Here is a 14,491-nt window from a genome sequence, read left to right as displayed (position 1 = left end):
AAACTCCGCACAAGTGGCTTTTTCGTTCCGCAATACTCAAGTTTGTTTAAAAAGCTTTGTAAGTAATGCAGTTAATAATCAGAGGTTCTTGTCCTTGTACATTACAGAAGAAGCGAGAGGTTGAATCTGTGCTTTCTATAAATTTCATTTAAGTTTACATAATATAAATTATCGGAAGTAACGTTTCATTCAATAAGTATACTCATGACAGTGAGACGAAACCAATTTTTTGGTTATTTCAGGCTCGTTTTACGAATTTGCGTTTATGCGGTGTTTAACTTTGCGCTGCTGCGTATTCAGTGAGTTTTTCATCTGGATCCTTTTGCTGAAGAATTTTTACATCACCGAGAATTCTTCAGCAATTATTAATTGTCAGATCCAGTTTTCAATAACTTAGACCATGTTCAGCTTATGCATAAATCATCAGTAATTTAATACGCATTCCTGTTAACTTGCTGCATAGCTACATCACCAGCAAATTCCATCGGTGTCCGTCCAAATCTGCAAATCCTGCGCCATACAATCCGTCTCGTTCTGTCGGCTCGCCAAATACGAATCCGCCTGCTTGTTTGACGTTTCCAATAATCTCCTCAAGTTCTTCTTTTGTGTCGACTGAAATCGAAAATAACGCCTCTGTTGACTGATCGGTATCCGTCAGCGCGTTGTGTGTAAAGCTTTCAAACCGCTCGTCTTGCACCAACATGACATGCACCTGATGAGTGCCGACGACCATTCCGACCATTTGATTGCTGCCTTCTCCTCCATCCATGATTTCCATGCCGATATCGCTGAAAAACGTTCGTGATTTGCTTAAATCCTTTACCGGTAAATTGATCCACAATTCTTTCACGATTTTTCACCTCCTTATTCGTTTCTTCCATTCGATTTTATGCCAATTATCAGAATATTCATAGTGAAAATACACTTTTAACGCATAATATCTGCCATGATTACCGCCCCTTTTTGAGATTCTTATTAATTCTTGCGATTCGGTCTGCCTAAATTAAAAATATACCGATATTATACAGAATTTCTTATTGATTCTTGTTAGAATATAAGAAAAACAGAAATGAGCGATCACTTTGCCCCTTGTCCAGGACATCTCACATCATCCTTTCATTTTTCATTCCATCCAATCCTTTACCATACCAAAAGGACACTCACAGCGCCAAACCCTTCACCGTCATCCAGAAACGATGGAACTGCTGCTGGTATTAGAAGGGAAAATCGAATGCCAGCTTGACCATAAACCCTATACAGTGCCAACAGGCGCGGCTTTGCTCATCCGTCCAGATACCTGGCATGAATTGGAGTTTGCCGCTTCAGAACAGCATAGCGGGTACTCTCTTTCCTTTATTCGAAACCGTTCCTCATTGCAGGTTCCTGAGGCCGACTTGCCGCCTGTTGTTCCAGTCAGTGATCTTCACGGATTAGGAGCGCTATTGGCCCAACTGCAACTGGAATCCGCTCACCCCCAATTAAATTCCGGACTAATGGCCTGTCACCTCATTGAGTTGATCTTGCTGTTGCTAAACCGCTCCCTAAATCCCAACAATGCCATCTCTTTATCAGATCTCACCATCATTCAGGAGATCCGGCATTTCATGGAAGAAAACCATTGCCGCTCCCTTTCGCTTGATGGTCTTGGCAATCGGTTTGGCCTAACCAAATACCAGCTGGCGCGTCTCTTTAAACAACAAACGGGCATGAGCCCCCTCCAGTACATCATTTCCTGCCGCATGGACACGGCAAAACAGCTGCTAACCACCACGAAGAGACCTGTGGCGGCGATTGCTCGTGCTATTGGCTATAAGAGCGACACGCAATTCCAGGCAGCGTTTAAGAAAGCGGTCGGCATGACTCCGAGACACTACCGCTTGGAATCATCCGCTAAAGCTTGATTTACAAAAATGATGCCTATTTTGTTAAATTAAAATATAAATGGTATTAGTTTGAAAAATACTTTATCATACATATAAAGAAATCATATTGTTGCAACGAACAACATGTATTTGCAAGACTTCAATTTTTAACTGCTGCAGTTTAGATTAACAGGAGGCCATACTGATGAAAAACGACAAAAACAACTTAAAAACCTCCGTAATTAATAACTTATCCTTGTCGCATGACCTGCTTTACGAGGAGTTATTTGATGGGATGATCCATCAGGCACCCGTCAGCATGTATATTGTCACAGGTCGGACCTACTCTTATGTAAATAAACATTTTTGCGAGCTAGTCGGCTACAGTGAAGAAGATTTGCTGAGCGGCCGCATTAATCCAGAAAATTTAATTCATCCCGAAGATTTGGCTGTCATTCAAACACGAATGTTGACAGAATATGCGGCACAAGATGCGTATGCACGCTATCGTGTCAGAGCATACAGGAGTGACGGGCAGGTACGCCATGTCGAGATCCATTCGACGAAAAAGAAATGGCAAGGTAAAAATGTCCTGTTTGGAACCGTTATTGATATTACGGCAGAAGTGACGGCCAATCTGCAGTTAATGGAAAATGAAGAACGGCTGAATTCCCTTTTTGCCTACAATCCGGATGCTATCTTCACTTTCGACATCGAAGGGAAGTTTAAAACAGCTAATCCGGGGTGCGAGACTCTGTCCGGCTACTCCATCGAGGAAATTCTTCAACTTACTTTTGCGCCTTTGCTTGTTTTAGAAGATCTCCCTATCGCCCATCTTCATTTCACCGATGCCCTGAACGGCATTACCAGTACGTATGACGTTACCATTATCCGGAAAGATGGGGAGAAGCGGAATCTGCTGGTGACCAACTTTCCGATGAAAGCAGGCGGAAACATCATCGGTGCCTACGGCATTGCCAAAGATATCACCGATGAAATCAGCTACAAAAAGCTGATGGAAGGCTTGGTCTTTTTCGATCCGCTGACCCGTCTGCCCAACCGCAAATTATTTGAGGACCGGCTAAAGACAGCGATCCAAACGGCCGATCGCGAAAAACATCAACCCGCCGTGCTGTCGCTGAATTTGGATCGATTTAAATTCATCAATGATTCATTCGGCCATGAGTTTGGCGATGCGTTCTTAAAGGATATTGCACAACGGCTGCTGGACAGTGTAAGCGAGAGCGATACGGTGGGACGCTTTGCGGGAGATGAATTTGCGGTGCTGTTGCCGAACCTCGATCAGGAACAGGTTTACCGCTTGGCAGAAGAGCTACATGAAGCCTTGGCTAAACCGTTCGAAGCGTTGGGCCACTCTGTCTCCATTTCAGCGAGCGTTGGCATCGCCTTCAGCATTGGACCGGACGAAACCGTGGATGCGCTGATCAAAAAAGCGGATGCTGCCATGTACTACACGAAAAAATACAAGACCAATCAATATACAGTGTATTCCGAAGAACTGGATCAACAGTCGGCAGATCGACTGGTAATTGAAAGAGAATTAAAATCGGCCATTACGAAACAGGAAATGGTGCTCTATTACCAGCCCATCACCGATTTGAAAAGTGGACAGCTGAGTGCCATGGAAGCCTTGATCCGCTGGAACCACCCGGAACTGGGCTTGGTGCCGCCCGACCGCTTTATTCCGGTGTCTGAGGAAACCGGGCAAATTGTTTCCATTGGCCGCTGGGTCCTGCATACCGCCTGTGCACAAAATAAAGCCTGGCAGGACCAAGGCTATCCGCCAATTAAAATCTGTGTCAACATCTCGACCATCCAGCTGCAGCAACTCAATTTCGTCCAAACCGTCAAGGCCATCCTGGAAGAAACCGGACTGAGCGCCAAGTGGCTGGAACTGGAAGTGACCGAAAGCATTTTATTGGTGGATACCGAACTCCTCAAATGCAGTTTGCAAAGCTTAAAAGAATTGGGCGTCTCCATGTCGATTGACGATTTCGGCACCGGCTACACGTCGCTCAGCTATTTGCGGCAATTCTCGTTTGACCGCGTCAAAATCGACCGCAGTTTTGTCGAAGACATCAGCACAGATTTGAACGGCAAAGCCATCACGGCCAGCATCATTTCACTGGCGCATCAACTCAACATGACGGTCGTGGCAGAAGGCATTGAAGATATTGCCCAATTGACGTTCCTGCAAAGCCAACAATGCGACGAAGGCCAAGGCTATTATTTTGGCCGTCCCCTGCCTGCTGAACTGCATGACCTAAACATGCGATTTAAGAAATGACCCACATAAAAAAGTCGACCGAATTTTTCCGGTCGACTTTTTTCATTTTTTATTAAGAAGGTGGTGCACTGTCTTCCACATAAGCATCAATGACCACCGGTTTCCGGCTGACTTTGGCTTTTGCCAGCACGTCTCTCAGCTCGCTTCGGGTTTTCGCGGTATAGCCTTCTCCGCCGCAGGCATGCGCAAACGCCGCAAAATCAATATTGGCCAGCTCGGTTTCGGTTGCTTTGTGGCCCATTTCCTCCTGCTCGTGTTCAATGAGCTGGATTTTCTGGTTATTGAACACCACCAGGATCATCGGCAAGCCGTATTTGACGGCCGTGACATAATCTTGCATGCCCATGGAAAAGCCGCCGTCACCGAGCAGCGACACAACTTGTTTGTCCGGATATGCCAGTTTTCCGGCAATGGCACCCGGCAACCCACAGCCCATGGTACCAAGCCACGCCGACACGACAAGCCGCTGCTGAGTCAGCTGCAGGTAACGCGCCGCCCACAAGGTCACACTGCCGACATCAAGCGACACGACCGCATCCTGCTCCAAAATGGCCTGCACTTCGGCGATGACGTGCTGCGGCTGCAGACGTTCGGTTTCTTTGGACATGTCACTGTGCAGCGTGTCGTGCCACTCTTTGCGCTTCTCCTGATACTTCAACAAGAAAACATCTTCCTTGTCTTCTAAATGTGCCGTCAGCCAAGCTGCAGCTGGCGCAAGTTCACCGACCAGGCCGACCAAGACCGGATAATACTTGCCGATTGCTTTCGAATCGACATCAATTTGAATGGCCGGCACGTCGTCAGGCAAGTAGTCGCGGTAGGGAAACGCCGTTCCTGCCAAGATCAACAGGTCGGTTTCTTTCATCGCTTGTTCTGCAGGATCGGTGCCGAGCTGGCCCAATTGTCCGAGGTTGTGCGGGTGGTCATCGGGAATCAGCCCTTTCGCCGGGAAGGAAGCGATCAGTGGTGCTTTCAGTTTTTCCGCAAATGCCAGCACTTGTGCCGTTCCGCCGGCTGCCCCTTTGCCGGCCAAAATCACCGGTTTTTTCGCCGCCTGCAGCAATTTCAACGCCGACTGCAAGTCCTCTTCCGCTGCCCGGATGTGCGGTTTGGCATAAGCCGGTGAGGTCAGCGCTTTGTCCCGCTTGATTTTGGTGCCGAACAGGTCATCGGAGACAATCAGCACCGCCGGCCCTGATTCGGCATAGGCCGTCCGGATTGCCTGGTTGAGCATATCCGGCAGCTGCTCCGCCTTTTGGACGCGCCGGTTGTAGACCGTCGCTTCCTCAAACAGCGACTCCATTTTCAGCTCCTGGAAACTGTCGGTGCCGACTAAATCGCTGCTGACCTGGCCGATAATGGCGAGCATAGGTGTTTTGTCTTTTTTGGCGTCATACAGGCCGTTCTGCAGATGAACCGCTCCGGGACCTGCAATAGACAAGCAAACCCCGATCTTGCCGGTCAGTTTGGAATAGGCAGATGCCGCTAGTGCTCCTGTTTCTTCATGGCGAATTTGGATAAACCGGATCTGCTCTTCTTTTCGCAGCTCTTCCATTAACTCGTTAATGGAGTCTCCCGGCATTCCGTAAATATGATCAACGTTCCACGCTTTCAGCAATTCGACGACGTGGCTTCCTGCTGTCTGTTCAAACATCTGGACATCCCCCGCTTTCTAAGGTTTCGTACAAGCCTTATCTCTAGCTCATACCTCCCGCTCGCTGGAGTTAAACGTGCAGCAATGAAAAAAAAGAGCTCCGCTTTGTAACGGAGCTCTTTTTTTACTTGGGGCGGTTTCTATAGTCGCGGTAAGACCCCTCTTCCCGCTTTCGTTCTATCCAGCTTCAGATGGCATACATACCGACAGCTGCAGCTTCTGCTAAAAGTGTAGCGTAAAATACAAAGTCAAAATCCATTTCACGAACAATGACTTCGTCCTCTCCGGCGACGTTAAACTGGCTGTAGCGGACGCTGTCGTAGCTCATCCACCAAAGGGCCAGCATCCGCCAAATGATAACCCGCCAAGCAAGGAACCAAAGAACTTTTTCATGTGCATCTTTCCGGCAGGTAGTCCGTGTTTGCATAAATGTGTTTAAACTTCCCGCTCTTCGAATGGACTTGCGGCATTTTGTCAGATAGAAAAATATCGACCTGCAGGCTGTGGTCGCGGAAAAACGACTGCAGCCTCCCTTCTGCGGCTGCAAAGGCAGCTTCCCGGTCTTGTGCCTCCAGGCGCAGTTCCAGTTTGTTTTCGTTATGCTGAATCAGCTGAAACCGCTCGATCGGGGCACTTTCAGCAATCATGGACTGGAATGACAGCGGGGAAACTTTAATGTTGTCAGCAAAATGCAGGATGTCATCCGTCCGGCCTTCCAGTTCGATCCACCGCGTCGCTCTGCCGCACGGGCACGGGTCGGAATGGATTGTCGCACGGTCTGTCAACACATAGCGGATAAACGGCTGCGTGTAATTGAACAAATTGGTGATCAGCAGCTGTTCTGCAGCCAACCCGTCTGCGATTGGCTGGAATTCAAAGTCGACGGCTTCAACGATGAGCCAGTCTTCATTAAGGTGATAGCGCCCTTCCCCGCATTCACAGGCAATGGTCCCGGCTTCTGTGCAGGCATAAGTTGATTGGACAGTGCATCCGAAAGTTTGCTGGAGTCGCATGCGCAGTTCGGCACTCAAGTGCTCCCCGCCGGCCATGATCAGCACTGGTGCAATATGAAGATTGCCGCTCTGCTGTTCCGGCAGCAGCAGTTCCAATGCGGTCGGGTAGCCGCCGAGCAGCGCCGGCTGAAAATCGTTCAATTTCTGAACGATAGCGGCGGTGTCCTGCCGCACATCGACAATGATCTGGTTTTTTCTCCACGGCATGCGCAGCTGATTCCAGCGCACCGTGCCATTGCCAAGGTAAAAGCCGCCGTCCACAAACAAGCCGGCCGTGCGTTTGCCATTTTTCAAAAAAGCCAGCAAGTCCTCCCGTCTTGCAACACCGCGCAATATGGCAATGGCTGATACGACGTTCATGGTAGCTTTGTCATACAGTACAATGGCCGGATGCCCCGTAGAGCCCGAGGTCGTGTTGACCAGGTATCGGCCATTCAACTTCCGTCCGATATTATCGGTGGTTTCCATAAAGCTCTCAATGTCGCGCTTCGAGACGGACCGGTCCGTGAGCCATTCGTCAAAATGATTCATCAGTTCATGCTTTTCGGTGACAGGCAAATCTTCTAAACGCAGCGGGACGCTCAGGGGCCCCAGCCGCTTTTCGAAATAGGGGCTGTGTTTTTGGGCGTGCTGGATTAAGCGCGCGAGGCGCTCTTGCTGCAGTAAGTGCAATTGCTGCCGGGTCATGGTCCGTGAACGATGGGTCGTGCGCAATGCGCGAAAAAGTCCCATGCCTTTCATACGATTTGCCCCTTTCCAACCATCGGATGGTGTTGCCATCAGTTTATCACGCAGCAGCTAGAGCGGGACAACATCTTTGCACTAGCCGTCCCTCTCATTTTGCTTCACGCTCATTAAGGCACCTGCAGCGACAATGCCAATCATCACTGACCAAAAGAACACCGTCCACAGCAACGAATGCGGAAAGTCATGCGGCAGCACGGCAATTTTTTCGTGGGAAAGAGTCAAGACGGCCAATTTGACTCCGACCCAGCCCACGACAATAAATGCCGCGGTTTCAAGCTGCGGATAGCGCTCCAGCAAACGGACAAACTTATGGGCCGCAAAGCGCATCAAGACGACCCCGATCAAGCCGCCGGCAATCATCACGGAAAATTGCCCCCCGTTGATGCCGCCGATGGTAAACGTTCCCCAATGCGGCAGCGTCAGTGCCAATGCCACAGCTGCCAGCATGGAATCCACCGCAAAAGCGATATCGGCCACTTCAATTTTTAATACAGTCATCCAGAATCCTGAATGCCCACGGTGTTTGTCGAGTGGGTGGTTTTGATGCTTTTTCTGGTCAAACAGATGCTTGGCCGCAATAAACAACAGATAAGCTGCACCAAGGGCCTGGATTTGCCAAATGTTGACCAGCAGCGTAATCGCAAATAGAGCCAAAAACCGGAACAGGAACGCTACCGACAATCCGTAAAACAACGCCTTTTTCTGCTGCGGTTTCGGCAAGTGCTTGACCATGACCGCCATCACCACGGCATTATCCGCTGCAAGCAAGCCTTCCAAGCCGATCAGCACCAGCAAAATCCATGCATATTGCAGTACCAGAACTTCCATTGCCAGTCTCCTCCTTTTCACATCAACCAAAAAAGACCCATGCCTAACTACTAGGCAAAGGTCTCGCTGAGCATGTTCTATGCCATCACAACCGATGATGACGGATCATCATGTCCTGACGATTGTGAAAAAGGTAATCCTCCAGCTACTCCCCCTTGGCTGCGGGGCAATCCATTCAGTTTGCGCAGTTCCAGACAGCTGCATCTCACATCACGGGCTGAAAAATATTCTTTATCCAAAGTCTTCTTTAGTAGTTTATACCACCATTCCGATTTCAATTAAACAGGAAAAGGCAGTTATTTTTCAAAATGAAAAAATCAAAAAACAGAAGCGGAAGATTGCTCTTCCTGCTCCTGTTTCTGAGAAATTTCATGCTGTAATCTTCTGAATGACTCTATTCATTTAGTCATCGTGATTTTTTGCTTATGTCCGGTTAACCCGAAAAAGGCAAACATGCCGAGAACGGATGTGCCGAACAGGATGGCTCCCATTGGAACTGCCGACGTTTCGTTAATGCCGACTAGCGGTGACACCAGTGCACCAATGACCAGTGGCAGCATGCCGACTACCGCGCTGGCACTGCCTGCGCGGTGACCCTGGCCGCGCATCGCCAGCGTAAAGGAACTGGTGAAAATCATGCCGATGGCGATCATGTAAATGAAAATCGATGTGACAAGAGATGCCAGCGGCCCTTGGATGATTGTCATAACCAACAGTACAGATGTCGCAATGACGGCTACAATTACAGCTCCCTGAAGCAGGCGGTGTTCGGAAACAATGCCGCCGAACTTGCCGATGATAAAGCTGCCGAGAATCATTGCCAGTCCGTTGATGCCAAACAGTACGCTGAAAGTTTGCGGGGACACCCCGTAAATTTCCTGGTAGACAAAAGGTGTACCGGCAACATAGGCAAAACTGCCGCCGTGGATCAGCCCGACTACAAGCGCGTAGCCGATAAAAGGACGTGCCTTAAACAAGCTTCCCATTGTTCGGAGGGAATGGCCGATGGAGCTTGGTACACGGTTTTCCGGCGGCAAAGTTTCCGGCAGCCGGAACATGACGACCACCACCATTATCAACCCAAGCAAGCCGAGAAAATAAAATATCGTTTCCCAGCCTGCAAACGGCAAAGCCAGGATGCCGCCGCCTGCAATCGGAGCGGCCATCGGAGCCACTGCGTTGATGACCATCAGCAAGGCAAAGAACTTTGTCATTTCACGTCCCGTAAAAACATCACTGACGATTGCTCTGGAAATTACGACACCGCCTGATGCGGTAAAGCCCTGAAGAAACCGGGCGGCAATCAGCGTTTCGATATTCGGGGCAACGGCACAAAGGACCGAAGCCAGTGCAAACAAAATGACGGAGACAATCAGCGGTTTGCGCCGACCGACGGCATCACTGAAAGACCCTACCACAATTTGGCCAGCAGCGAGGCCGATGAGGCAAGCCGTCAAGCTCAGCTGGACGAGCGACACATGCGCATCCAACTCGTCTGCGATTGCTGGAAAAGCCGGCAAATACATATCGATGTTCAGCGGCGCCAAGACTCCCAACATGCTGAGGATCAAGGCCAAACCGAGCCGTTTTTTCCCTTTGGGGTTCTGCAACATAATAAGAAAACACCTTTCACTTCTAAATAAATCCTTACTAACTATACAATATTTCAGTGAAAGGTGTAACGCTATCGAAAAAAATGGTCGATTTCATTTTTGAAACAAACCATTTTTTAGTCCTATGAAATTTAATTTGACTGGTTTAAGGGGAGCACCAGCAACGCATCTTCTTCTGTGCTGGCCAGATACAATGTGCCGTCCGACTCGGCAACTCCAGTCACGCCGTGGTAGCCAATCGCCGAATGCTGCAGATCCCACAGGCAGTTTCCTTGTTCATCAAACTGCATCGTCCAGGCTGTTTCAAATCCTTTCGGTTGCCAGCGCTCTGGAATTCGCCACAGCCCTTTGCGGAGGAAGCCTGGCATGGAGCCGAGCCGGTCGAGCATCAAATTGCGGTTTGTCACCATCGCCACCCAGAACTTGCCGTTTTGCATGCGGGATAGGTTATCCGGAAACCCTGGCAAGTTTTCTGCCAAGAGCTCAAGTGTTCCGGCTCGGGGTCCATCGATCCAAAACCGTGACATTCGGTAGCCATCCGTTTCAGAGAAAATAACGGCCTGTTCATCGTTTGACAGCGTCAGTCCGTTAGCAAAATGCAGTCCTGTCAGAACCACTTCCACTTGTCCGTCTCGGCTTCGTTTAAAAAGGCGTCCGGACGGCCGGTGTTCGAGCATAGCACCCGTATACTGTTCAAAGTCGTAGCGGCTGGTGGACTCTGTAAACCAGATGGTTCCATCTTTGGCCGCAGCGGCATTTGAACAAAACCGGAGCGGGACCCCGTCCACGTACTGGGCGAGCGTCTCCACGACTCCTGTCTCGGTGTTCAATCGAAGCAGTCCTTTATGAGCGTCGCATACCAATAACTGCCCATTCGGCAAAAATTCAAGGCCTAACGGGCGGCCACCGGTATGGCCGATGGTTTCTTCCAGATGTTGTTCCGGATCAATGCGTAAAATGCGTCCGTCCGCTACACCGCACAGCAATCGGCCCCGATTATCCGCAACCACATCTTCAGGTCCGTAGCCACTGAGCGGGATTCGCCGTGCTGACGGAAATGGCGATTGGCCAAATTTGTGCCTGGCGCGTGGCGGGGCAGGCACAAATTTACGGCGGACTGGATCTAAACGCGGCTTGCGCTCCGGTTTAATTTGCGGCAAAGTGGGCCTGCCGCTCATTGTAAAAAGATAACTGTCTGCTACGGGATAGCTGTGTATTGCTTCGCAATGGGCTTGCTGTGCAGATGTTGTCATCCAAAAATCCGCTGTAGCCAGTGCCTGTTTCAACGCAGAAGCGTCCGCTGCGCCGAGTATCAGCATGGCCTGGTAACTTGATTGGTTTTTGCGACGCTGTTCAGCCTCCAGTAGGTGATAGTGTATGTTCGAAATGCCTGGAGCTTTCGCAAGTGCCGGAACCAGTACCTGTGAAATAAAAGCTTGGAAGTCTTGAGGCCGGATAAAAGGCTTTCGTCGAATCAACACAACTTCCTGGTAGTTTCTTTTTGGACTTGGCGATGAACGATTCAGACTTCTGCTATTTTTTAAATCCGTCACGTGCAACTCGATTTTCTTAAATGCTCCCGCTGATTCGATCAGCTTTCGTTGCTGCTTAACGGCACCTGTCTCCAAAACAACTTCTTCTACGCCATCCATTCGCTGGTGGGGACGAATAACGGTATCGATTCCGGCAATGGACGGCCATTGTCCAGGCTGGTCTAATTCAAAATGATGCTGGAGGTATTCCACAACTCCTCTAGTTCTCGCTGCTTTTTGTGCAAAGAAACTGCGCCAATAAGCCAGTTCCTGTTCTCGCAGAATGTCACCGCGAAACCAGATAAACGCTGAAATCACTGACTTTTTCCGCATGCTGCGTCACATCCATTTCTGTTGGAGAAACTGGCATTCGAGTGAATAGTATTATTCGCGATTGATGAATCTAAAAGGTAGCCGCTATTTTTGCTGCAAGACTTTATACCAAACTTCCACTTGTTTGTCGGTTTCAATCACCCTGCTTTTTACCAAGTAAATTTCATGTTCTTCCAGGTGCTCAAAAAAGCGGACCCCTTTACCAAGCAATACAGGGGCAAAAGCAATCTGCAATTCATCTGCCAAATTGGCCCGAAGCAACTGTTGACAGACGTTCGCGCCCAATACCAAAACATCTTTGCCATTAGCGGCAATTTTCGCCTGACGGATAGCCTCTTCGATGCCCTCCGTTATAAAGGTAATGGTTAATTTGTCGTTTTCTTTCGGATGTTTAACCGGAGGATTATGGGTCAACACAAACAGCGGCACTTGAAATTCATAGTGGTCGGCATAGCCATCCGTGTCTTCAGCCATCTCAAAACTGTTGCGTCCCATGACAACGGCTCCTGTATTTTCATCAGCTTTCTGAGTCGCGGCGTGCGGTTTGTAGCTTTCGTACAAAGTTCCGATTTTACCATCGCGATCGTTGACAAATCCATCAAGTGAAACAATCATGCCAAAATAGACTTTCGCCATGTAGATCTCTCCTCTTCGATTTCTTGGATAAAATTCTGTACAGCATGCAAGTCTTCTCTAGTCTTGGAAATCACGACACATTCATCATCATCGACAGTCAGTAAATAGCGAGCATTGTAAAAGGCGATAAAAGAAGATTTTTTGCCGCGCACAATTGATTTAATATAGGCAAGAACTTCGGGTATGGCGAGATCTTGTATCGTTGCGTAACTCAATCGGACCGTATCGTCCTGCTTTAGTACAACATCCTCACGCCAGTTTTGAATGCAAATGGTTTGGTGCAAGGATTGTTTTTCAAAGCTGTGGAAATGCTTGCTTGTCCCACTGGCATAGGACTTTAAAAAAGTAAGATCGATTTGTGAATCTCCGGCAAACAAAAATTCCGTGAAAGCTCTTTGGAAACATGTCTTTCCTTTTAACTGTTGGAAAGGAAAAGCCACTCGCAGCGATGGATCTACTTGAAAATACGGACTTTGTTCATCCGAAAACAACACAGAAAATTGCCTTTCGATTCTATCCATCTACTTTCCTCCTGTTTTTTGGGTTTAGTTAAACAGTATTTGCCCCGAAAATCCCAACAAGCATCATCAAAATAACAATTGCTGCAATGAGAGCAAGACTTATTTGTACTCTTTCGGGTATTTTAGTATTTAATATTCGTTATGCACTTGTTTTGTTCCTCTTTTATACAGGGATCCTTATAGTAGTTATTTTTTTGTTGTTGACGTTTTTGATTTTTAATGATAAACCCTTAAGTAGATAACTACATTTATAGTAAAAACAATCTTTTATTATCACCTATACTTTATGAACGACCTTGAATCGCTCACAGACAAGGAGCAGATTATCAGAATAGCTCAGTCCGTGCACAGCCAACTCCTGTGTGAAAAATAGCTTGTGTGCATCCCACCAATATGCATAATCGCCTTCGCCTTCTGCCAACGCAAATTCTTCCGGTACTTTGTTCATGGGAACCAAAGCCACGCTCGTGACTTGAATGATGGCAACCGGCAAATTCTTGGCATCGAGCACTACGCTATATTGGTGAATTTGCGGTACAGCTTCGCCTTCCAATTCATAAAGAATATGCGCTGAACAAGTGGCGGTTTTCATCCCTGTTGCGACTAGTTCGGCTAAACGATCGGCATCCGCACCAAATTGGAAGGCGTCATATTCATCAAGCGGTTTTTGACTTTGTTGCATCCAATAGTCATTCCAAAAAAATTCTGTGATTTCATTCATAAAAACACCCCTTTGTTATTCATTTTTTTCAATCACCTAAAAGTCGAATCTATTTCTTTTCTATCGTAGTTTAAAATCCATTCATTATATTCATTATATAAAAAGCGAATGTCTTCCTTGTCTGCTGCTAAAATATCACAACCCCGATCATCGTAAAGATGAAAAATAATCTTTTTGGTCTGGTTAATGAAATAAACATTTGAACCGCTTTCCGGATTACTTTTCAGGATACTGGAAGAATGTCTAAAATCTTCATAGCAGAGTGCCCGCAATAACTGCGGATAACGGACATCACCCTTTTTGCAGCCTAACCAAAAACGGTAAATCTTTACCTCTTCTTCCGTGTTATCACGCTCTTGAAGTTGCAGTTGGTCCAATATTCTTTGCTCTTTTATATATTTCCGGTAAACATTCAAAGGCTTGTGATGTAGAAAGTTATTATTTGCTTTTGTGGCCACGTCTGTCACAACAAGAATGTCATCCAATGGCGCGAATACTTGATTAAATAAAGTTATGGAGCGGTAGAAAGCCTGCTGCATCACTGCAGGGTCGTCATATTCGATTTGTGGATTGGAAATTTCGAAGCGAATACTGTTTTGCCATTCATAAAACAAAGCAGGTTCCAATTGAAGACCATTGAAGTGGGTAGCTAAATAACTTTCGGGAGAATTGTTCATTTACTCGCACCATCCTAAAAAAAATTATGTTACCATCTATAATAAT

Annotated in this window: 13 protein-coding genes; 2 read left to right on the top strand and 11 right to left on the bottom strand. The window is 47.7% G+C overall.

The window, feature by feature from the left end:
* Nucleotides 1-463: 463 nt before the first annotated feature.
* Nucleotides 464-850 (bottom strand): VOC family protein, encoded by a 387-nt coding sequence (locus GJB59_RS00555; protein WP_142829544.1) that lies wholly within the window; start codon nucleotides 848-850, stop codon nucleotides 464-466.
* A 232-nt stretch (nucleotides 851-1,082) separates the two neighbouring features.
* Here GJB59_RS00555 and GJB59_RS00550 point away from each other — a divergent pair, with 232 nt between their 5' ends.
* A complete protein-coding gene (locus GJB59_RS00550) occupies nucleotides 1,083-1,901 on the top strand; it encodes an AraC family transcriptional regulator (protein ID WP_236015316.1) in 819 nt (272 codons plus the stop codon).
* Between the two features lie 166 nt (nucleotides 1,902-2,067).
* The gene (locus GJB59_RS00545; RefSeq protein WP_142829546.1) at nucleotides 2,068-4,170 is read left to right on the top strand and encodes a putative bifunctional diguanylate cyclase/phosphodiesterase; all 2,103 of its coding nucleotides are present in this window, start codon (nucleotides 2,068-2,070) and stop codon (nucleotides 4,168-4,170) included.
* Between the two features lie 52 nt (nucleotides 4,171-4,222).
* Here GJB59_RS00545 and GJB59_RS00540 read toward each other — a convergent pair whose 3' ends face one another.
* From GJB59_RS00540 to GJB59_RS00495, 10 genes are all read right to left on the bottom strand, one after another.
* A complete protein-coding gene (locus GJB59_RS00540) occupies nucleotides 4,223-5,824 on the bottom strand; it encodes a pyruvate oxidase (RefSeq protein WP_142829548.1) in 1,602 nt (533 codons plus the stop codon).
* 187 nt (nucleotides 5,825-6,011) lie between these two features.
* A complete protein-coding gene (locus GJB59_RS00535; RefSeq protein ID WP_142829550.1) occupies nucleotides 6,012-6,251 on the bottom strand; it encodes a hypothetical protein in 240 nt (79 codons plus the stop codon).
* On the bottom strand, nucleotides 6,214-7,578 hold the full coding sequence (locus GJB59_RS00530) for a phenylacetate--CoA ligase family protein (protein WP_185960104.1): 1,365 nt from the start codon (nucleotides 7,576-7,578) through the stop codon (nucleotides 6,214-6,216). The genes GJB59_RS00535 and GJB59_RS00530 overlap by 38 nt, the downstream gene beginning before the upstream one ends.
* 81 nt (nucleotides 7,579-7,659) lie before the next feature.
* Nucleotides 7,660-8,412 carry a TerC family protein gene (locus GJB59_RS00525; RefSeq protein ID WP_142829554.1) on the bottom strand — a complete coding sequence of 251 codons (753 nt, stop codon included), beginning with the start codon at nucleotides 8,410-8,412 and terminating at the stop codon, nucleotides 7,660-7,662.
* A 398-nt stretch (nucleotides 8,413-8,810) separates the two neighbouring features.
* On the bottom strand, nucleotides 8,811-10,025 hold the full coding sequence (locus GJB59_RS00520; RefSeq protein WP_142829556.1) for a Bcr/CflA family efflux MFS transporter: 1,215 nt from the start codon (nucleotides 10,023-10,025) through the stop codon (nucleotides 8,811-8,813).
* 131 nt (nucleotides 10,026-10,156) lie between these two features.
* On the bottom strand, nucleotides 10,157-11,890 hold the full coding sequence (locus tag GJB59_RS00515) for an SMP-30/gluconolactonase/LRE family protein (RefSeq protein WP_142829558.1): 1,734 nt from the start codon (nucleotides 11,888-11,890) through the stop codon (nucleotides 10,157-10,159).
* 84 nt (nucleotides 11,891-11,974) lie between these two features.
* Nucleotides 11,975-12,526 (bottom strand): dihydrofolate reductase family protein, encoded by a 552-nt coding sequence (locus GJB59_RS00510; protein ID WP_142829560.1) that lies wholly within the window; start codon nucleotides 12,524-12,526, stop codon nucleotides 11,975-11,977.
* Nucleotides 12,502-13,047 carry a hypothetical protein gene (locus GJB59_RS00505; protein ID WP_142829562.1) on the bottom strand — a complete coding sequence of 182 codons (546 nt, stop codon included), beginning with the start codon at nucleotides 13,045-13,047 and terminating at the stop codon, nucleotides 12,502-12,504. The genes GJB59_RS00510 and GJB59_RS00505 overlap by 25 nt, the downstream gene beginning before the upstream one ends.
* Before the next feature lie 277 nt (nucleotides 13,048-13,324).
* Nucleotides 13,325-13,768: an ASCH domain-containing protein gene (locus GJB59_RS00500; RefSeq protein ID WP_142829564.1), complete on the bottom strand. Its 444-nt coding sequence runs from the start codon at nucleotides 13,766-13,768 to the stop codon at nucleotides 13,325-13,327.
* 32 nt (nucleotides 13,769-13,800) lie between these two features.
* A complete protein-coding gene (locus GJB59_RS00495; RefSeq protein WP_142829566.1) occupies nucleotides 13,801-14,445 on the bottom strand; it encodes a DUF3885 domain-containing protein in 645 nt (214 codons plus the stop codon).
* Nucleotides 14,446-14,491: the final 46 nt, after the last annotated feature.

Origin of the sequence: Planococcus soli (assembly GCF_016881065.1) — a bacterium.
GTDB lineage: Bacteria > Bacillota > Bacilli > Bacillales_A > Planococcaceae > Planococcus > Planococcus soli.
Note: the sequence above shows the minus strand (reverse complement) of the source record. Positions and strands in the feature narration are given on the sequence as shown.

Coding starts and splice junctions, on each gene's coding strand:
- GJB59_RS00545 (WP_142829546.1), top strand. CDS start 2,068: ATGAAAAACGACAAAAACAACTTAAAAACCTCCGTAATTAATAACTTA.
- GJB59_RS00500 (WP_142829564.1), bottom strand. CDS start 13,768: ATGAATGAAATCACAGAATTTTTTTGGAATGACTATTGGATGCAACAA.
- GJB59_RS00515 (WP_142829558.1), bottom strand. CDS start 11,890: ATGCGGAAAAAGTCAGTGATTTCAGCGTTTATCTGGTTTCGCGGTGAC.
- GJB59_RS00530 (WP_185960104.1), bottom strand. CDS start 7,578: ATGAAAGGCATGGGACTTTTTCGCGCATTGCGCACGACCCATCGTTCA.
- GJB59_RS00525 (WP_142829554.1), bottom strand. CDS start 8,412: ATGGAAGTTCTGGTACTGCAATATGCATGGATTTTGCTGGTGCTGATC.
- GJB59_RS00540 (WP_142829548.1), bottom strand. CDS start 5,824: ATGTTTGAACAGACAGCAGGAAGCCACGTCGTCGAATTGCTGAAAGCG.
- GJB59_RS00535 (WP_142829550.1), bottom strand. CDS start 6,251: ATGCAAACACGGACTACCTGCCGGAAAGATGCACATGAAAAAGTTCTT.
- GJB59_RS00505 (WP_142829562.1), bottom strand. CDS start 13,047: ATGGATAGAATCGAAAGGCAATTTTCTGTGTTGTTTTCGGATGAACAA.
- GJB59_RS00520 (WP_142829556.1), bottom strand. CDS start 10,025: ATGTTGCAGAACCCCAAAGGGAAAAAACGGCTCGGTTTGGCCTTGATC.
- GJB59_RS00510 (WP_142829560.1), bottom strand. CDS start 12,526: ATGGCGAAAGTCTATTTTGGCATGATTGTTTCACTTGATGGATTTGTC.
- GJB59_RS00495 (WP_142829566.1), bottom strand. CDS start 14,445: ATGAACAATTCTCCCGAAAGTTATTTAGCTACCCACTTCAATGGTCTT.